18 protein-coding genes are annotated in these 17,778 nt (G+C 69.5%); 9 read left to right on the top strand and 9 right to left on the bottom strand.

Translation table 11 applies throughout. The features are described 5' to 3' along the window. Positions 1-202 precede the first annotated feature (202 nt). Positions 203-1,837, top strand: coding sequence for a ribonuclease J (locus tag ASF21_RS06790; protein WP_055768417.1), 1,635 nt, complete (start codon positions 203-205; stop codon positions 1,835-1,837). Positions 1,838-2,123: 286 nt separating this feature from the next. On the opposite strand, the gene groL is transcribed toward ASF21_RS06790, so the two are convergent. Together groL and groES are read right to left on the bottom strand one after the other, a co-directional pair. After that, positions 2,124-3,740, bottom strand: coding sequence for a chaperonin GroEL (gene groL, locus ASF21_RS06785; RefSeq protein ID WP_055768414.1), 1,617 nt, complete (start codon positions 3,738-3,740; stop codon positions 2,124-2,126). A 72-nt stretch (positions 3,741-3,812) separates the two neighbouring features. After that, positions 3,813-4,109: a co-chaperone GroES gene (groES, locus tag ASF21_RS06780; protein WP_055768411.1), complete on the bottom strand. Its 297-nt coding sequence runs from the start codon at positions 4,107-4,109 to the stop codon at positions 3,813-3,815. Positions 4,110-4,350: 241 nt separating this feature from the next. Between groES and ASF21_RS06775 the strand changes: the two genes are divergently transcribed. Both ASF21_RS06775 and ASF21_RS06770 read left to right on the top strand, forming a co-directional pair. Then, positions 4,351-5,565: a THUMP-like domain-containing protein gene (locus ASF21_RS06775; RefSeq protein ID WP_055768407.1), complete on the top strand. Its 1,215-nt coding sequence runs from the start codon at positions 4,351-4,353 to the stop codon at positions 5,563-5,565. 113 nt (positions 5,566-5,678) lie between these two features. Further along, on the top strand, positions 5,679-6,407 hold the full coding sequence (locus tag ASF21_RS06770) for an HAD family hydrolase (protein ID WP_055768404.1): 729 nt from the start codon (positions 5,679-5,681) through the stop codon (positions 6,405-6,407). Here the strand turns inward: ASF21_RS06770 and ASF21_RS06765 are convergent. Next, positions 6,404-6,697, bottom strand: a complete 294-nt coding sequence (locus tag ASF21_RS06765) for a DUF503 domain-containing protein (RefSeq protein WP_055768401.1) — start codon at positions 6,695-6,697, stop codon at positions 6,404-6,406. The two genes, ASF21_RS06770 and ASF21_RS06765, sit on opposite strands and share 4 nt — an antisense overlap. Before the next feature lie 24 nt (positions 6,698-6,721). Further along, entirely contained in the window at positions 6,722-7,738 is a 1,017-nt protein-coding gene (locus tag ASF21_RS06760; RefSeq protein WP_055768398.1) for a LacI family DNA-binding transcriptional regulator, read from the bottom strand. 481 nt (positions 7,739-8,219) lie between these two features. On the opposite strand from ASF21_RS06760, the gene ASF21_RS06755 reads away from it, so the two are divergent. From ASF21_RS06755 to ASF21_RS06735, 5 genes are all read left to right on the top strand, one after another. Continuing rightward, positions 8,220-8,552 carry a hypothetical protein gene (locus tag ASF21_RS06755; RefSeq protein WP_055768395.1) on the top strand — a complete coding sequence of 111 codons (333 nt, stop codon included), beginning with the start codon at positions 8,220-8,222 and terminating at the stop codon, positions 8,550-8,552. A 19-nt stretch (positions 8,553-8,571) separates the two neighbouring features. Next, positions 8,572-9,066: a Cys-tRNA(Pro) deacylase gene (gene ybaK, locus ASF21_RS06750; RefSeq protein ID WP_055768392.1), complete on the top strand. Its 495-nt coding sequence runs from the start codon at positions 8,572-8,574 to the stop codon at positions 9,064-9,066. A gap of 87 nt (positions 9,067-9,153) precedes the next feature. Then, positions 9,154-9,576: a GNAT family N-acetyltransferase gene (locus ASF21_RS06745; protein ID WP_055768389.1), complete on the top strand. Its 423-nt coding sequence runs from the start codon at positions 9,154-9,156 to the stop codon at positions 9,574-9,576. A gap of 25 nt (positions 9,577-9,601) precedes the next feature. Continuing rightward, entirely contained in the window at positions 9,602-10,183 is a 582-nt protein-coding gene (locus tag ASF21_RS06740; protein ID WP_235498674.1) for a GNAT family N-acetyltransferase, read from the top strand. Positions 10,184-10,260: 77 nt separating this feature from the next. Continuing rightward, positions 10,261-11,157: a DUF4394 domain-containing protein gene (locus ASF21_RS06735; RefSeq protein ID WP_055768387.1), complete on the top strand. Its 897-nt coding sequence runs from the start codon at positions 10,261-10,263 to the stop codon at positions 11,155-11,157. 148 nt (positions 11,158-11,305) lie between these two features. Here ASF21_RS06735 and ASF21_RS17535 read toward each other — a convergent pair whose 3' ends face one another. Beyond that, positions 11,306-11,674: an FAD-dependent monooxygenase gene (locus tag ASF21_RS17535; protein ID WP_414826615.1), complete on the bottom strand. Its 369-nt coding sequence runs from the start codon at positions 11,672-11,674 to the stop codon at positions 11,306-11,308. A gap of 140 nt (positions 11,675-11,814) precedes the next feature. After that, positions 11,815-12,663, bottom strand: a complete 849-nt coding sequence (locus ASF21_RS06725) for a PhzF family phenazine biosynthesis protein (protein ID WP_055768380.1) — start codon at positions 12,661-12,663, stop codon at positions 11,815-11,817. 702 nt (positions 12,664-13,365) lie between these two features. Here ASF21_RS06725 and ASF21_RS06720 point away from each other — a divergent pair. After that, positions 13,366-13,716, top strand: coding sequence for a histone-like nucleoid-structuring protein Lsr2 (locus tag ASF21_RS06720; RefSeq protein WP_055768377.1), 351 nt, complete (start codon positions 13,366-13,368; stop codon positions 13,714-13,716). Between the two features lie 242 nt (positions 13,717-13,958). Here the strand turns inward: ASF21_RS06720 and ASF21_RS06715 are convergent, their stop codons facing one another. The 3 genes from ASF21_RS06715 to ASF21_RS06705 form a co-directional block, all read right to left on the bottom strand. Then, on the bottom strand, positions 13,959-15,413 hold the full coding sequence (locus tag ASF21_RS06715; protein ID WP_055768374.1) for an APC family permease: 1,455 nt from the start codon (positions 15,411-15,413) through the stop codon (positions 13,959-13,961). A 313-nt stretch (positions 15,414-15,726) separates the two neighbouring features. Continuing rightward, complete coding sequence (locus ASF21_RS06710) at positions 15,727-16,560, bottom strand: S1 family peptidase (RefSeq protein ID WP_235498673.1); 834 nt, start codon at positions 16,558-16,560, stop codon at positions 15,727-15,729. Positions 16,561-16,908: 348 nt separating this feature from the next. After that, positions 16,909-17,595 (bottom strand): hypothetical protein, encoded by a 687-nt coding sequence (locus ASF21_RS06705; RefSeq protein ID WP_157365758.1) that lies wholly within the window; start codon positions 17,593-17,595, stop codon positions 16,909-16,911. Positions 17,596-17,778 lie beyond the last annotated feature (183 nt).

Raw genomic sequence — 17,778 nt, 5'->3', positions numbered from 1 at the left:
CCGATGCGGCACCGGACGTCGTACCCTAGAAGGAGTATCCGCCCGGCTCGACCGGGACCACTTCAGGGATCTGCCGGGTTGGCCGGCCTCGACGACACACGTCCGGCGGCCTCCCCTGCGCCCGCCACCACTGAGAGAAACCTAATCTGTGAATAAAAGACCTGCCGCACTGACAGCACCACGGGACCTGGCCAAGGGAGCCATGCGCATTGTCGCCCTGGGTGGGATCGGTGAGATCGGTAGAAACATGACCGTGTTCGAGTTCGACGGCAAACTGCTGATCGTCGACTGCGGAGTCCTGTTCCCCGAGGAGCACCAGCCCGGCATCAATGTCATCCTCCCGGACTTCTCCTACATCCGGGACCGGCTCGACGACGTCGTGGCCGTCGTCCTGACGCACGGGCACGAGGACCACATCGGCGGTGTCCCGTATCTCCTCAAGGAGCGCGCGGACATCCCCCTGGTCGGCTCGCGCCTCACGCTGGCCTTCATCGAGGCGAAGCTCAAGGAGCACCGCATCACCCCGAAGACCGTCCAGGTCAAGGAGGGTGACCGCCGGACCATGGGCGGTTTCGACCTCGAGTTCGTCGCGGTCAACCACTCCATCCCCGACAGCCTCGCCGTCGCCATCCGCACCGCCGCCGGCATGGTGCTGCATACGGGTGACTTCAAGATGGACCAGTTCCCGCTCGACCGCCGCATCACGGACCTGGGCGCGTTCGCCCGCCTCGGCGCCGAGGGCGTGGACCTGTTCCTGACGGACTCCACCAACGCGGACGTCCCGGGCTTCACGACGTCGGAGAAGGACCTCGGCCCGGCCATCGACGCCGTGTTCCGCACCGCCCCGCGCCGCATCATCGTCTCGAGCTTCGCGAGCCACATCCACCGCATCCAGCAGATCATCGACACCGCGCACCGCCACCGCCGCAAGGTGGCGTTCGTGGGACGCTCGATGGTCCGCAACATGACCATCGCGGCGGACCTCGGCTACCTCAACATCCCGCAGGGCCTGCTCGTGGACTTCAAGAAGCTCGAGCGCAGCGACGACCACAAGGTGGTGCTGATCTGCACCGGTTCGCAGGGCGAGCCGATGGCCGCGCTGTCCCGCATGGCCAACAAGGACCACGCCATCCGGATCAGCGAGGGTGACACCGTCCTGCTCGCGAGCTCGCTCATCCCGGGCAACGAGAACGCGATCTACGGCATCATCAACGCCCTCACCGAGATCGGCGCCAACGTGGTCCACAAGGGCAACGCCAAGGTGCACGTCTCCGGCCACGCCAGCGCCGGCGAGCTCGCCTACTGCTACAACATCGTCAAGCCGCGCAACGTCATGCCGGTCCACGGCGAGTGGCGCCACCTCCGCGCGAACTCGGAGATCGCCGTCGCGACCGGCGTCGATCCCCGCAACGTGGTCATCGCCCAGGACGGCGTGACCGTCGACCTCGCGCGCGGCCGCGCCACGCTCTCCGGCAAGGTCGACGCCGGCCTCGTGTTCGTCGACGGCGACAGCGTCGGCGGCATCACCGAGGAGGACCTCGTGGAGCGCCGTCGCCTCGCCGAGGAGGGCGTGGTCACGGTCCTCGCCATCATCGACCCGGACAACGGGGAGATGGTCGAGTCGCCCGAGTTCTTCACGAAGGGCTTCTCCTGCTCCGACGAGGACCTCGACAAGGCCGGAGCCGCCGTCGAGAAGGCACTGCGCGATGCCGCGTCCAACCGCCAGGGCGGCCGCCGACAGGACCCCGAGGACATCATCGAACGGGCCACGGCCAACTGGATGCGCCGCTTCTACAACCGCCAGCCGGTCGTCACGGCGATCGTCGTCGACGCCTGATCCCACGCTCCGGGCCCGACGCCCGCAGCGCCCGAAGCCCCGGCACTCGAAGGAGTGGCCGGGGCTTCGTCGTCGTCGGGACGTCGTCGCCCGGATCCCCCTGCGGGCTGTGCGGAGTGGGAGTGTTCGACCCTGCCGCTTGTCGCGGGATCCTGCCTGGGCTCGATGCGCCGGGCAGGGCATCCGGGGTGACTGCGCGGAAGAGGCCACATGCAGCAGCACCCCGGCTCGATGAGCCGGGGTGCTGCTGGACGTGCCGGGATCGTGTGCCGTTCAGGCAGGCGTCCTAGTGCGAGTGGCCGTGGCCCTCGTCGCCCTCGGACTCCTCGGGCTTCTCGACCACGAGCGTCTCGGTGGTCAGCACCAGCGCCGCGATGGAGGCCGCGTTGCGCAGTGCGGAGCGCGTCACCTTCACGGGATCGATGATGCCCGCGTCCACGAGGTTCTCGTACTCGCCGGTCGCGGCGTTGAAGCCGTGACCCACCTCGAGATCGGAGACCTTGGAGACGACGACGTAGCCCTCGTGTCCGGCGTTCTCCGCGATCCAGCGCAGCGGCTGCGCGAGGGCACGGCGCACGAGGCCGATCGCCGTGGCGGCGTCGCCCTCGAGTGCGAGGACGGCAGGGTCGGTGTCGAGCGCCTTGCCGGCGTGGACCAGTGCGGATCCACCACCGGCGACGATGCCCTCCTCGAGAGCGGCACGCGTGGAGGACACGGCGTCCTCGATGCGGTGCTTCTTCTCCTTGAGCTCCACCTCGGTGGCAGCGCCGACCTTGATCACGCCGATACCGCCGGCGAGCTTCGCGAGGCGCTCCTGGAGCTTCTCGCGGTCCCAGTCGGAATCGGTGCGCTCGACCTCGGCGCGGATCTGCGCCACGCGGTCGGCGACGTCGGACTCGCTGCCGGTGCCGTCCACGATCGTGGTGGCGTCCTTGGTGACAGTGATCCGGCGGGCGGAGCCGAGGACCTCGAGACCCACCTGGTCGAGCTTGAGGCCGAGATCGGGCGAGACGACCTGCGCACCCGTGAGGGTCGCGATGTCCTGCATCATGGCCTTGCGACGGTCACCGAAGCCGGGAGCCTTGACGGCGACGACGTTCAGGGTGCCGCGGATCTTGTTGACCACCAGGGTGGACAGGGCCTCGCCCTCGATGTCCTCGGCGATGATGAACAGCGGCTTGCCGGCCTGCAGGGCCTTCTCCAGCAGCGGCAGGAACTCCTGCAGCGAGGAGATCTTCCCGGAGTTGATGAGGATGAGCGCGTCCTCGAGGACGGCTTCCTGGCGCTCGGCGTCGGTCACGAAGTACGGGGAGAGGTATCCCTTGTCGAACTGCATGCCTTCGGTGAGGACCAGCTCCGTGACGGTCGAGGAGGACTCCTCGATGGTGATGACGCCGTCCTTGCCGACCTTCTCGAAGGCCTCGGCAAGGAGGTCTCCGACCTCGGTGCTCTGGGCGGAGATGGACGCGACATTGGCGGTCTGCTGACCGACGACCTCGCGTGCGTTCTCCAGCAGGCGCTTGGCGACGGCCTCGACCGACACTTCGATGCCGTGCTTGAGCTGTCCGGGAGCCGCGCCGGCGGCCACGTTGCGGAGGCCCTCCTTGACGAGTGCCTGGGCGAGGACGGTCGCGGTGGTGGTGCCGTCACCGGCGACGTCGTTGGTCTTGGTGGCGACCTCCTTGGCCAGCTGCGCGCCGAGGTTCTCGTAGGGGTCGTCGAGTTCGATCTCGCGGGCGATCGTGACGCCGTCGTTCGTGATGGTGGGGGCGCCCCACTTCTTGTCCAGCACGACGTTGCGTCCGCGGGGGCCCAGCGTCACCTTGACGGTGTTCGCGAGCTTGTCCACGCCGGCCTCGAGGGCACGGCGGGCGGCGTCGTTGAATTCCAACTGCTTTGCCATTGTTGATTCCTTTCAGGCTTGTGCAGCGAGAAAAACCCCGGCCACTGCGGGCCGGGGCTTCTCAAGGGGTTACTACTTGACGACGACTGCGAGGACGTCGCGGGCGGAGAGCACCAGGTACTCCTGGCCGCCGTGCTTGACCTCGGTTCCGCCGTACTTCGAGTAGATGACGATGTCGCCCTCGGCGACGTCGACGGGGACGCGGTTGCCGTTGTCGTCGACACGACCCGGTCCGACTGCCACGACCTCGCCCTCCTGGGGCTTCTCCTTGGCCGTGTCCGGGATGACGAGGCCGGAAGCAGTGGTCTGCTCGGCTTCGAGGGGGCGGACAACGATGCGATCCTCAAGGGGCTTAATAGAGACCGACACTCGGGCTCTCCTTTGCGTTCGATACCAATGGATTGGGGCCGTCGGGATGGGCGTGAACCGTCGTCGCGGTGCCGGCGAACGCTTCCCTCGGGACTAGCACCCACAGGGAGTGAGTGCCAACTCTGACTGTATGCAAGGGCTGGCACTCGGTCAAGGCGAGTGCCAAATGTCGACGGTCCGACGATGCGATGACGCAGGCGGCCGGACCCGGTCCGACGGCTGCGTCGCCTAGGCTGGCACCATGGCTTCGGACAACATCGCGGACATCCTGACCCCCGAGGGCTGGGAGCTGCTGAACTCGCTCGGGCCCTACACCGAGGCCGACAGCCTCCGCCTCACCGAGCAGCTGCGGAAGGCCGGCCACGCTCCCGGCGTGGTCGCCGCCGCCCTGACGCAGTCGCGCCTGCGGGCCAGGGCCTCGGCGAAGTTCGGGCCGTTCGCCGACCACATGGTGTTCACCACCGCCGGGCTCGAGCAGGCCACACGCCTGAGCGTCGCCGCACAACATGCACGGCGCTTCGTCGACGCCGGACTCGTCAAGGTGGCGGACCTCGGCTGCGGGCTGGGGGCCGACAGCATGGCGCTGGCCACCCTCGACCGCGAGGTCACCGCCGTCGAGCTCGACGAGACCACGGCGGCCGCGGCCACCATGAACCTGATGCCGTTCCCCAACGCCCGCGTGGTGAACGCCGACGCCGCCTTCGTTGACACCGCCGGGTACGACGGCGTGTGGCTGGATCCGGCGCGGAGGACGACGACGACGTCGGGCACGTCCCGCCTCTTCGATCCCGAGGCGTTCTCCCCCCCGCTCTCCTTCGTCCAGCAGCTCGCCGACAGCGGCATGCCCGTCGGCGTGAAGATGGGCCCCGGCATGCCGCACGAATCGGTCCCCGGGACGTGCGAGGCGCAATGGGTCTCCGTGGACGGCGATGTCACGGAGGTGGCGCTCTGGTTCAACGCGCTCCGCCGGCCGGGCGTCCGGCGCGCAGCGCTCCTGCTCGGGGCCCGGGGAGCGGCGGAAATGGTGTCGGAGGCATCCTTCGGGGACGGCCCGACGGCGGCGGTCGGGGAACCCGCGGGCTACCTCTACGAGCCCGACGGCGCCGTCATCCGCGCCGAGCTGGTGGCGGACCTCGCACAGCAGCTGGGCGGGCACCTGCTGGACCCGATGATCGCCTACATCTGCGCGCCCACGCTCACGGACACGCCCTTCGCCCGGGCCTACCGCGTCCTCGAGGTCCGCCCCTACAACGTGAAGGCGCTGAAGGCGTGGGTCCGGTCCGAGGGCATCGGCGTGCTGGACATCAAGAAACGGGGGACCTCCGTCACCCCGGAGGAGGTCCGGAAACAGCTCCTGACCGGGTCCGGCAAGGGCCGCAGGAAGGCGACCCTCGTCCTGACGCGGATCGGCGAGGATCGGGTGGTCATCGTCGTCGAGCCGGTCCCCGCCCCCTGACCGAGCCACACATCCGGGACGACCGCAACCCGGCGGCGCCCTTCCCGCGGGTACGCCGGGCTTCCTAGACTCGTGGGGAACCAGGACGGGCGACGGAGGGAAGGAGCACAGGCATGACGGACAGTGCCAGCAGCACGGACGACCGGCCGACACGGCACGGGGTCCTCTTCGACGTGGACGGAACGCTCGTCGACTCCAACTACCAGCACACGATGGCGTGGTGGCAGGCCTTCCGCCGCTTCGGCCACGACCTGCCGATGGCGGAGATCCACCGTGCGATCGGCATGGGCGGGGACAAGCTCGTGGCCCACCTGCTGGGCGACGATCGCGACACCGAGCAGGACGACGAGCTCGATGCCACGCGCTCCGCGGTGTTCTCGACCTTCTGGCCCGGGCTCCGGAGCTTCGAGGGCGCGGGCGAGCTGCTGCGGCGCTGCGCCGACGGGGGCCTCACCGTGGTCCTCGCCTCCTCCGCCTCGCACCAGGAGCTGGCCGTCTCGCGCGGGATCATCGGCGCGGACGAGGCCATCAGCGCCGCGACGAGTTCGGGAGACGCCGAGAACAGTAAACCCGATCCGGACATCCTCCAGGCAGCGCTGGCGGCGGGCGGACTGGACGCCGCGAACACGGTGTTCGTCGGGGATTCCGTCTGGGACGTGCTGGCGGCCTCGGAACTGGGCATCCCGACCGTCGGGCTCGCCTCCGGCGGCACGAGCGCGGCCGAGCTCCGCGAGGCAGGGGCCGTCGAGGTGCACAAGGACATCCGGGCGCTCCTGACCGCGTTCGACGACGGTGCGCTGCACCGCTCGCAGCGGCCGGCGCGAAGCCGTGAGCGCGCCTAGTCCTCGCTGTCGATCAGTCGCCGCCGAGCACTGAGCAGCTCGATCTCCGGGCGGGACGCGACGTGGCGCTCCACGCGGTCCAGCACGTCCACCACGTGCTGCCGGTCGCCGCTGACCAGTCCGACGCCCACGATCGCCCGCCGGTGCAGGTCCTGGTGGCCCACCTCGGCTGCGGACACCTCGAAGGAGCGCCGGAGGTCCGCGACGATCGGCCGCACCACGGACCGCTTGCCCTTGAGGGAATGCACGTCACCCAGCAGGATGTCGAACTCGATGGACCCGATCCACATGCTGATGCTCCTGACCTGCGGCTACTAGGCGGAATCGCGCCAGACGACGGCGGTGTCGAGGACCTGCACCGCACTGGGCAGGCCCCGGATCTGCGCGAGGACGAGCTCGGCCGCGGTGCTGCCCAGCAGGTCAGCGGGTTGCCGGACCGTCGAGAGCTGCGGGCGGGTCCGCAGCGCCCAGCTGCTGTCGTCGAACCCCACGATCCCGACGTCGTCGGGCACCTTCCGCCCCGACTCCTGCAGCGCCGTCATGGCCCCCGCGGCAACGGCATCGGACGCGGCGAACACGCCGTCGATCTCCGGGCACCGGCGCAGCAGTTCCTGCATCCCCTGAAGCCCCGCGGCGTAGGTGTAGAGCGGGTACTCCACCACGAGCGACGGATCGAAGCGCGAACCCATCGCCTCGCGGAAGCCGGCGAAGCGGTCCTGTCCGGAATCGCGGTCCATCGCACTGGCGATCATCCCGATGCGCTTGCGGCCCGTCGCCACGAGCCGCTCGGTGATGGACCGCGCGGCCGCGGAGTTGTCGATGGCGACGTAGGGGAGGTCCGGGGTCCCGGGTGGGTGGCCGACGAACGCCGCCGGTACCCCGATGTCGCGGACGGCGGACGCGATGGGATCCGAGGCGCGCGCGGACACGATGACGGCGCCGTCCACGAGCCCGCCCCGCAGGTAGTCGGCCACGCGGCGGCTGTCGCGGTCGGAGTCGATGATGAGTGAGACCAGCTGGTAGTCCGCCCTCGAGAGCACCTCGTTGGCCCCGAGCAGGATCGAGCCGATGTTGGGATCCTCGAACAGCAGCGAGTGGGGTTCGTGGATGATCAGCGCGATGGCGCGGGACTCCTGCGTGACGAGATTCCGGGCGGCCGAGTTGCGCACGTAGCCGACGCTCGCGATCGCCTCCTCGACGGCGATCCGCGCCTCGTCGGACACATAGCGCTCGCCGTTGACGACGCGGGAGACGGTCCCTCTGGAGAGCCCGGCCGCGGTCGCGACATCGTTGATGGTCGCCCGGCGGTTCCGGGTGCGGGGCGGGGGCATACGTGTACTTTAGCCGAGCCCCCGGGGCCGCCGGCGTGGAACAGGCGTAGGGTGGGGAGCAGTTGTCTAGAAGAAGGCGGCTGACCTCGGTTCTTCTCGTTGGTCGCCGATCCTCGGATCGCGTGCCGGTCAGTAGAGCACCATCCCCGATCGGGGGCGTGCACCATGAACGACCAGGAAGCCCTTCTTCCACAGCCGCCCGCAGGCTGCCGTACCAGCCGTCCTGCGGATCCTTCCGTCCGCCGTCCAGGCGTGAGCCGCACGGCCCTGCCGTGCCCGCCCGACATCGTCGACCCAGTGCTCCGCACCCGGATCCGCACCCCCTCCTGACGCGGTGGACGCCCATCGTGGCACTCCTCCCGCACCTCCCGCTCCGGGCCCTGCACGTCATTCCCCCCTGCCTCGGCCCCTGCGAGCGATTCCACCCCCGCCGGCCCATCCCTTCCCGGCACCTGTACGCCATACTGCAAAGGACACCCCCATGACGCAGCACATCCCCACCTTCCTGCAGGACTGCACGGCCGTCACCGCCGACGGGTCCCTCGTCCCTGCCGATGAGCTCGAGGGACTGTACCTGTACTGGTGCTCGACCCGCACCGACACTCCCCTGACGACCGAGGACCTCATCACGGCCCTCGTCGCGCAGGAGGGCGTGGAGCGCCTGCGGCACAACGGCGTGGACTGCCTCGAAGGACTCGTCCTCACGGGTGCTGTGATGGCAGAATTCATCCTCACCTGCGATTTCACGGGTGCCTGGGGCCAGCCCGATCTGTGGGACCTCGCCGCGGCACGGGACGTCGCGACCGTCTCGTAGGACGTTCGAAGGAGACACCGTGGCCCGACGGACCGCCGGCCAGCGCAGCACCCCCGCGCTGGCCGCCCTCTCCGACGCCGGGATCGCCTTCACCGCTCATCCCTACCATCACGACGACGGCGTCTCGTCCTACGGCCTCGAAGCCGCCGAAGCGCTCGGCGTCGAGCCGTCCCGGGTCTTCAAGACCCTCATGGCCAGTGTGGACGGGGTGCTCGCCGTCGCCGTCGTCCCGGTCAGCGGCTCCCTGCACCTGAAGGCACTCGCAGCGGCCCTCGGTCGGCGCAGGGCCGTGATGGCGGACCCGGCCGACGCGCAGCGGCGCTCCGGCTACGTCCTCGGGGGGATCTCGCCGGTCGGGCAGCGGCTTCCCTCGCCCGTGGTGATCGATGTGACGGCACTGCAGCACTCCACCGTCTTCGTCTCGGGAGGGCAGCGGGGGCTCGACGTCGAGCTCTCCCCCGCGGACCTCATCGCGGTGACCGGTGCGCTGACGGCCCCGATCGCCGACCCCTGAGGCAGGGCCTCCACACCCGAGCCGACTGATCCGGCGCCTGCCACGGCCGCCCGCGCCGAGCCCGCTGTCGGCCGCTACGGTGGAGGCGTGACCACGATCAGCGAGAGCATCCCCCCGACCGCCGAAGCCCTCACGCTCTACGCCGCGGTCGGCTGGACAGCGTACACCCGTGATCCAGCCCGGCTCGAACGCAGCCTCGCCGGGTCGCACCTGGTGCTCACGGCCCGGGACGACGCCGGCACGCTGCTCGGTCTCGCCCGGACCGTCTCGGACGGCGAATCCATCTGCTATCTGCAGGACATCCTCGTCGCGCCCGCCGCGCGGCGGAGCGGGATCGGGAGGGCACTGCTGCAGGACATCAGGCACCGCTACCAGCAGTGCATGTTCCTCGCGCTCACCACCGATGCCGAGGGCACCCCGGACGCCACCGGCTCACACCCCTTCTACGCCTCGATGGGTTTCCGCCGACACGCGGATCTCGGTCTCGCCGCCTTCGGTCTCCGGCCGTGAACCATCCGCCGTGGGAGCTACCGGCGTGGCCGGCCACAGCGCCGTCCGCCGGACAGGTGATGCTCCGGCGGTTCGAGGACCGGGACGTACCGATGGTGCAGGAGCTCTCGACCGATCCCCCTACGTACCCCTCATCGGGACCCTCCCGCCGTCGTGTGATCGCGCCGGTGCCCCGGCTTACATCGCGCGCCAGCGGCAACGGCACGTCGAGGGTGCCGGGTTCTCCTTCGCCGTCGCAGAGGCAGGCAGCGGCCAGGCACTCGGCATGATCGGGCTGTGGCTGCGTGACCGCGCCCTCGGTCGCGCACAGGTGGGGTACGCCGTCATGCCCCGGGCCCGCGGCCAGGGCGTCGCCACCGACGCCCTGCGCGCCCTCGTCCCGTTCGCCTGGACCCTCCCGGAGCTGCACCGCCTGGAACTGCACGTCGAGCCGTGGAACATCGCCTCGGCGAGCGCTGCCACGTCGGCGGGATTCGCGGTCGAGGGGCTGCTGCGAGGCTACCTCGAGATCGGCGGCCGACGACGGGACCTCATGTCCTACGCCAGGATCCGCGACGTCCCGTCGGGCACGGAGGCGCCGCATCCCGCGTCCCTGGGCGGGGCGTGAACGCCGCTCCCCCGGAACGCGTATACCCCTCACGAGTCGCCGAACCCCGGGGACCGGCGCTTCCCGAGGAGAACACGATGAAGAAGAAGACCACACTGGGTGTCCTTGCACTCGCCACGATCGCTGCGGTGGGCCTGGTTCCGGCCGTCGCCAGCGCAACGGGCGGATCCTCCCAGGCCGGCAGTGCGTCCGCGCAGCACTCGAACGGCGGCGGGAACGGAGCCGGCAAGCTGCGTGTCGTGGGCCTGGCCGACGGCGGGACCGCACTGGTGCACTTCGAGACCGCGAAGCCCGGCAAGGTGCGCGGCGCGGTCGGCGTGACCGGTCTGACCGGAGGTGACACGCGCCTGATCGGCATCGACTACCGCGTGCAGGACGGCCACCTCTACGGCGTGGGCAACAACGCCGCCGGCGCCGGCGTGTACCGGATCGATGCGGGGACAGGCCTGGCGACCCTGGTCACCCGGCTCACCGTCGCCCTGAGCGGCTCGACGTTCGGCGTCGACTTCAACCCCGCCGCGAACGCGCTCAGGATCACCAGCGACAGCGGCCAGAACCTGCGCCAGCCCTTCGCCACCGCAGGTGCGCCGACCGTCGCGGACGGCGCGCTGAGCTATGCGGCGCCGGCGATCGCCACCGGGATCAACGGCGCCGCCTACACCAACAACGACCTCGATCCGAACACCGCGACCACGCTGTTCGACCTGGACACCGCCCTGAACCAGATCGCCGTGCAGTCTCCCGCCAATGCCGGATCGCTGGCCCCGACAGGGATGCTCGGTGTCGATGCCGGTGGCGATACCGGCTTCGACATCTACTCCACGCTCCGGGACGGCACCACCGTTGGAGTCACGGGCTTCGCCGCCGTGAACGGCTCCCTCTACGAGATCGCCCTGCTCAGCGGCACGGCGACCTCCCGCGGCACGATCGGAGCAGCGGTGACCGATATCGCCCTGCCCCTGGACCAGCGCTGACGCGCGGCCCCGTCCTGGACCGGCCGCGGCCGTCGCGTCCTCGTCCGGGGTGGGGCCGCCCGTCCTCCGAGCCCCGATTCCGGCAGCGGAGCAGGCCCCGGGCAGGACGGGCGCCCCGGCCTGAGGCCCTCATCCTGCTCGCTTCCGCTCAGTGCGATGCTCTCCAGGCGAGGACCGATGCTCCTGCCGTCACTGCCGGTCCGGCCGGCACCATCCTCATCATCGTGTTGCGGATGGCGACACGGGTCCTGCCCTCGACGTCGGCTCCCACCTGCCCGGCACCCCGTGACCAGCTAACCATCTTCTGCGTACGCGGGCGGCGGGCTGCCTCGAACCTGCCTAGTGCGACCTCCAGGGACTCTCTCTCCCTGACGGGCCGGCCGACCAGGAGACCGATGCACGCGCCGCCCTCCAGGGAGGAATTCGCTTCCTGCCCCATCGTGGGGAGCACGGCATGCGCCGCGTCGCCGACGAGCGCCACTCGTCCATGGACGTAGGTCCCGAGGTGGGGTGCCAGGTCATGGACGTCATGGCGCAGGACCTGATCGGCCGGCGTCCGATCGATCAGAGGCCGGACGGGGTCGGCCCACTCCGTGAAATGCCCTGCGTCCTGTCTGCGTCCTGTCTGCGTCCTGTCTGCGTCCTGTCTGCGTCCTGTCAGGGGATCGACGTCGCCACGAGGGGCACGGCGCCGCCCCGGACCGTCAGGCCCCCCGAGGGTGGAACGAGCACCGTGATCTGCGACGGGCGGCCCACGTCGGCGCCCTGATGGACCGTCAGCGTTGCCGGCGGCGCGACTTCGCCGAGGTGCCGCAGGTAGGCGCCCAGCGAGGCCGCCGCTGATCCCGTCGCGGGATCCTCGCGGACGCCTCCCGGGGGGAACGGATTGCGGGCGTCGAAGAGGAGCGTGTCCCGCCGATGCACGACGGCGACGGTCGCCTTCCAGCCCTGGGCTGCCATGAGCTTCCTCAGACCGGGGAAGTCGTAGTCGAGCCCGCGCAGGACGGCCGCGCTCCGCACGGGGACGACCGGATGGACGTTGCCCGCGTAGGCGAGCAGGACGGGCAGGCTCTGGTCGAGGTCCGTCCCACCGAGCCCCAGGCGGAGCAGCAACTCCGCGCGCACACCACCGTCGATTTCCTCGACGCGCGGCTCGACCGTCACGAGCGACGCCACGAGACGTCCGTCCGCCAGCTCCGTGACGAGGTCGATCGGCCCCACCGGCGTGTCCAGCAGGAGTCGCCCCATGCCCTCACGCTCCGCGAGGGCCACGCCCGTGGCGATCGTCGCATGGCCGCAGAAGGGTACTTCCGCCTCCGGGGCGAAATAGCGGAGCTGTGCTCGACCGGCGGATCGCCGCAGGACGAACGCGCTCTCCGCGTACCCGATGTCCGCGGCGATGGCCTGCATCTCCGCCGGATCGAGATGGTCGGCGTCGAGCACGATCCCGGCCGGGTTACCGCCGTCGGGCGTGTCCGTAAAGGCGGCGTAGCGGAGGATCTCCATGCGCACAGGCTAGCGGGCACACCGCGTGGTCCGCCGGGCCTGCGCGGGTCGCCCGCTGTCGTCGACGTCGATGACTCGATGAAGGGGCAGAGCGGAGGACTCCTCACCGGTGAGATGCAGAGGCACGTCATCCGATGTCAGCGGCGCGATGTCTTCCCCGACGGTGAAGGCCAGCGGTATGCAGTCCGAGCACCATCGATATCGTCGGTCACGAGCACCTAGATCCCATCGGCGATGTCAGGTCAACCCCTTCGCCTGGCTATCCCTCCTCCGGAAGGACGCCACACCGTCGGATATCTTTCCCCGCAATGAGCAGGATCGATTATCTGCGCTGTCGAGGAAGGTCTCCGCCGTGACCGGACCGATTCCGGCAGCCGTAGGGAGAGACCAGGTGCAGCCGATTACCACTTCTGTCAGACCTGGCATAAGAGCTCGAATTCCTCCGCGCCGGCGACGTCCACGGCCGGAGGGGGTGCACCTCCGCTGCAGCCCGCGCAGAACAGCGCCACTGCACGGACGGACGACGTCGACTGAGTTGTGGCATGTGCCGCTCGGTTCTCCCGGAACGCGCCGACGGAGGAAAAGCACAGCGGTGTCGTGTGCGGTGATGTGGATGATCAGAAGCAGGCTTAGTCATTTCCGGGATAGAGTCAGGAGAAGGGGAACACATTCATCGATAACGAGTAATTCAGGAGCAGAACAATGGCACAGCGCGTCCAGGTGGAATTGGTCGACGACCTCGATGGTGCGGAAGCACAGGAAACCGTGCGATTCGGCGTCGACGGCACCGACTACGAGATCGATCTCACGGCAGAGAATGCGGAAAAACTGCGCTCGGTCCTGTCCCTCTACGTCGATAAGGGGCGGAAGTCCACGGCGGGCCGGCGCGGGCAGAGTGGACAGGGTCGCCAGGCGACGACGACGTCGACCACCAAGTCCAAGCGCGAGGAGACGCAGCAGATCCGCCAGTGGGCCAAGGACAATGGGCACAACCCCAGTTCGAGGGGACGCATCACCCAGTCCATCATCGACGCGTACAACGAAGCTCAGTAGACGCCGGGTCGCAGCCGACCAGGGGCGAAGAGGACCGCGGCCGGACGGGATGATCTGACGGCGGAGTCCGACCGGCGAGGGCCGAACGGAGTGCACGAGGTCTCGCCGATCACCGAGAATGCCGGGCACTTCGGACTCGATCCCACGCTACGTCCCGGTCGGCGCGTGCCCGCTCCTGTCGGGTCGCTCCTGTCGGGTCGCTGCTGCCGGGCGATGAGCCTGCTTGGTCGGCGTCCTGTCGCTCAGCCGTCCAGGCTGCTCAGGTCACCCGCGGTCGTGTTGGTGCGCCGATTGACGAGCCAGGTGACGAGCCACAGCACCACCCCGATCGCCATGAGGCCGCCCGCGATCTGGTACTGGACGACGTCGCGCCCCACCCAGGGACCGGCCAGGAAGGCGCAGAGGAGCGCGGCCACGATCGGCAGCGGTCCGGGCGAGGTGAAGAAGACCTTGCGATTGACATCGCGCTTCCGCCGCAGCACCACGCAGGCGATGTTCACGACGGTGAAGACGCACAGCAGGAGGAAGGCCGTGGTGCCGGAGAGGTTGGCGACGATGTTGCTGTCCGGGTCGCTGGTCACGTACAGGATCAGCCCGAGGGCCAGGACGGTCGAGAACGCGATCCCGGCCCAGGGTGTGCAGCGCACCGGGAGCACCTTGCCGAGCGGGCGGGGAAGCACGCCCTGACGAGCCATACCGTAGATCAGCCGGCTGGCCATGAGCATGTTGATGAGTGCGGTGTTCGCGACCGCGAAGACGGCGAGGAACGGGAAGATCCTGTCGATCGGGAAGTCCGGCGAACCGGCGCGGACCACTTCCAGCAACGCCGCGCCCTCGGCCTCACGGATCCCGGCGAGTTCGGTGGGGCTGAGCACCGTGACCACCGAGATGGCCACCAGCATGTAGAAGATGACGGCGATCCCCAGGCCGGTGAGCATGGTGCGCGGGAAGATGCGCTCCGGGTTCTGGGTCTCCTCCACCATGTTCACGGAGTCCTCGAACCCCACCATGGCGAAGAAGGCGATCGACGTCGCCGCGGTCACGGCGAGGAACAGTCCCTTGTCCTGCGCGTCGGTGAACACGAAGATCTCGCCGACGTTGCCCTTCCCCTGAGCCATCGCCAGGAAACCGACACCGATCACGATGCACAGCGCGGTCATCTCCACGAGCGTCAGCACCACGTTGAACTTGACGCTCTCGCCGACCCCGCGGAGGTTGATCACGGCCAGCAGCAGCATGAAGGCGAGGGCGACGATGGTGATGACGCCCTGCCCCGGCATCTCCAGCCACCCGTTCACCTCGAGGCCGCCGAAGAAGTTCTGGGCGAGGACATTGGCCGATGTCGCAGCGCTCGTGATCCCGGAGCAGACGACGGCGAACGCCACGAGGAACGTGACGAAGTGGATGCCGAACGCCTTGTGGGTGTAGAGCGCCGCCCCGGCCGCCTGGGGGTACTGCGTCACGAGTTCCAGGTAGGAGAAGGCGGTCATGGTCGCGACGATGAAGGCCAGCAGGAACGGGAGCCACACGATTCCGCCGACGGTGCCGGCCATGGTCCCGGTCACGGCGTAGACCCCCGCCCCGAGGATGTCGCCGACGATGAAGAGCAGGAGCAGCTTCGGTCCGAGGACCCGCTTCAGTTCCGGCTCGCCGGTCGTGGTCGGAGCGTCGGACACGTGCTCGGCAGAAGTACTCATGGTCGGCCTCCCCTAGGTTTTCCACCTCACTGTGGCCCTGTTCAGTCTGCTTAGCAAGCACTCGCCCGCAGAAATGCCGCTCGTGACGCGGGGCGGGGACCAGCAGCCGGCCTGGGCCGGTCCGGGGGTCCAGACCCGCGGCGTCGTTCACGGCTTTCCGGGGGCAGGGTGCGTGTCGCGCCGGGACACGCCGGTGATGAGGGACGATCGCGCGAAAAGGCGTGCACGGCGGCGCGGGAGCCCGGTGTGCAGGACGCGGCAGGAGCCGCCCCCACGAACGGGAACGGCTCCTGCCGCGTGGGCTCGGGCGGGGTCAGAGGGTCGCTTCGAGCCACTCCTGGACCACGGGGATCTCGACCCGCTGGTAGCCGCCGAGGTAGCGGCAGTTCGAGGTGTACCCGTAACTCGTGACCGCCACGAGGTAGCCATCGAGGAAGACGGGCCCCCCGGAGTCACCGAAACAGGTCCCTCCTCCCCCGCGGTTGTCATTCGGGTTGCCCTGCAGCTGCAGGATCTGCGGCGTCAGCTTCTGTCCCGGGGAGGTGGTGCTGCGCCGGATCAGAGGGTAGGACATGGGCTGCGGCTTCTGCGGACCCGTCGCCGGCTTGCGCACCTCGGTCCCGTATCCCACGACCTCGAAGAGGGTCCTGTTGAGCACGGGCGACGCGAACCGGTCGAGGTACCGGAGCGGGGCGACGACGGCCGGCTCGATGCCGATAACGGGCTCATCGAGGACGATGACGCCGACGTCGTTCCAGTTGTCCGTATCCGTGAAGTCCGAGTACTCGGGGTGGGTCAGGGCCGTGCCGGAGAAGAACCCTGCCGCCGTGATCTCCTCGTCGGTGTATCCGGCGGAGGGGTCTGCGGCCACGGGCAACGGCAGCGGGGGCGTCTCGGCGACGACCGTGTCGAACGTGACCAGGGTGCTGCCGACGGCGGGTTCCGTGCAGTGCGCGGCCGTGAGGAGGACCGTCGGCTCGATCAGGGTGGCCGAGCAGCGGTACCGCGAACCGTCCTCGTCGTACGCGAGGATCAGTGCCACAGCGGGGTGCGCCTCGCCGTCGGGCTGACCCCCGGTGATGGCTGCGGCGGGCTGGCTGCCGACTGCGGCGAGCGCCACCGCCGACGTGGCGAGGAGCGCGGACATTCGAAGGAGACGTCTCATCATTGCGACCTTTCCGAAGCGGGTGGTGCGAGAACCGTACAGCCGCTCCCGTAGCTGCGGCCACTGATTCCGAACGGCTTCTCGGATCGGTGCGACGGGCGTCCAACCGACGACGGATCGGCCTTGGTCCGGCCCGCCCTCGGTGGCGCTCCGGCGGCGGCGCAGGAAGGATGCAACGGCTGCAGCGCAGGAGCGGTGCGAAGGAACGGTGCGACGGCGGCAGCGCGAGAACGGTGCGAAGAAACGGTGCGACGGCGGCAGCGAAGGAACGGCGCGTCGGCGGCATCACAGGTGCGCAGGATCGGTGCGCAGGATCGGTCCAGGGATGATCTAGCGGTCCTCCCCGCCGCGACGCCAGACCCGTACCTGGCCGATCGCCTGGAATCCCGCAGCAACGGCGTGGTCGAGATCGGTGCCGTGCTCGTCACCGACCACCGGCACGCCGGGGTCCATCGCCTGCGCGACGGCAGGCAGGTCACCCCAGACGGCGTCGCGCCCCTCTGGGGTGGTGAAGACGTTCGACAGCCCGACGACGGACGCGCTCCTGAAGAGGATCGCCCCGCCCACCACGGTCGCCCCGTCGCGGGCGAGGAGGATCCGCACCGCGGTCTCGCTGAAGAGTCCCGGACGGAGCAGGCCGGGCAGTTCGGCGGCGTCCTCCCGGACCGCCGCGCCGGGACGGCCGTCGACCCGCGTCCATGCGAGCGCCGTGCCGGCGGCGTCGTCCGGTACCCGCCGGATCCACGACGCGGTGAAGAGCGGCACGAAGCCGGCAGCACGGAGGTCGAGCGAAGCCCAGCTGTCCTTCACGGCGCAGGCGGGGCGATCACCCAGACCTTCCACGAGTGCCGAGGATGTCAGCCCCGGACGGAGCGTCATGGCGTCGGGATAGAAGCGCGGGGGCGTCGTCCCGGTCCGCCAGATGCCGTTCCCCATCGTGACCGGGACGCCGTGGGCGCGACAGACGGCGGAGCACCAGTCCACGTTGTTGCCCACGGCCGCTGCCACCTCATTCACAGGCCGACCCTGGCGTCGCGTCCGATGCTGTGCGAGAGCGGGCCGTCGCTGTGATGATCTCGGGACCGCGGGGGGGCTGGTCCACGTCGATGCGGACCACCACGCGAGCGACCAGCGCGCACCGCGCGTTGACAGCGCATGTGACGAGCCTTACTCTGGGAACGTTCACAGATCCTCGAAGGA

It is taken from the genome of Arthrobacter sp. Leaf234 (genome assembly GCF_001422665.1).
GTDB lineage: Bacteria > Actinomycetota > Actinomycetes > Actinomycetales > Micrococcaceae > Arthrobacter_D.
The sequence above is the reverse complement of the archived record's forward strand: the minus strand, read 5'-3'. Positions and strand labels throughout refer to the sequence as shown.

What these genes read in the sequence shown, in the direction of transcription:
- ASF21_RS06790 (WP_055768417.1), top strand. Translation starts at nt 203, where the DNA reads ATGCGCATTGTCGCCCTGGGTGGGATCGGTGAGATCGGTAGAAACATG.
- groL (WP_055768414.1), bottom strand. Translation starts at nt 3,740, where the DNA reads ATGGCAAAGCAGTTGGAATTCAACGACGCCGCCCGCCGTGCCCTCGAG.
- ASF21_RS06775 (WP_055768407.1), top strand. Translation starts at nt 4,351, where the DNA reads ATGGCTTCGGACAACATCGCGGACATCCTGACCCCCGAGGGCTGGGAG.
- ASF21_RS06770 (WP_055768404.1), top strand. Translation starts at nt 5,679, where the DNA reads ATGACGGACAGTGCCAGCAGCACGGACGACCGGCCGACACGGCACGGG.
- ASF21_RS06765 (WP_055768401.1), bottom strand. Translation starts at nt 6,697, where the DNA reads ATGTGGATCGGGTCCATCGAGTTCGACATCCTGCTGGGTGACGTGCAT.
- ASF21_RS06760 (WP_055768398.1), bottom strand. Translation starts at nt 7,738, where the DNA reads ATGCCCCCGCCCCGCACCCGGAACCGCCGGGCGACCATCAACGATGTC.
- ASF21_RS06755 (WP_055768395.1), top strand. Translation starts at nt 8,220, where the DNA reads ATGACGCAGCACATCCCCACCTTCCTGCAGGACTGCACGGCCGTCACC.
- ASF21_RS06735 (WP_055768387.1), top strand. Translation starts at nt 10,261, where the DNA reads ATGAAGAAGAAGACCACACTGGGTGTCCTTGCACTCGCCACGATCGCT.
- ASF21_RS06725 (WP_055768380.1), bottom strand. Translation starts at nt 12,663, where the DNA reads ATGGAGATCCTCCGCTACGCCGCCTTTACGGACACGCCCGACGGCGGT.
- ASF21_RS06720 (WP_055768377.1), top strand. Translation starts at nt 13,366, where the DNA reads ATGGCACAGCGCGTCCAGGTGGAATTGGTCGACGACCTCGATGGTGCG.
- ASF21_RS06715 (WP_055768374.1), bottom strand. Translation starts at nt 15,413, where the DNA reads ATGAGTACTTCTGCCGAGCACGTGTCCGACGCTCCGACCACGACCGGC.
- ASF21_RS06710 (WP_235498673.1), bottom strand. Translation starts at nt 16,560, where the DNA reads ATGTCCGCGCTCCTCGCCACGTCGGCGGTGGCGCTCGCCGCAGTCGGC.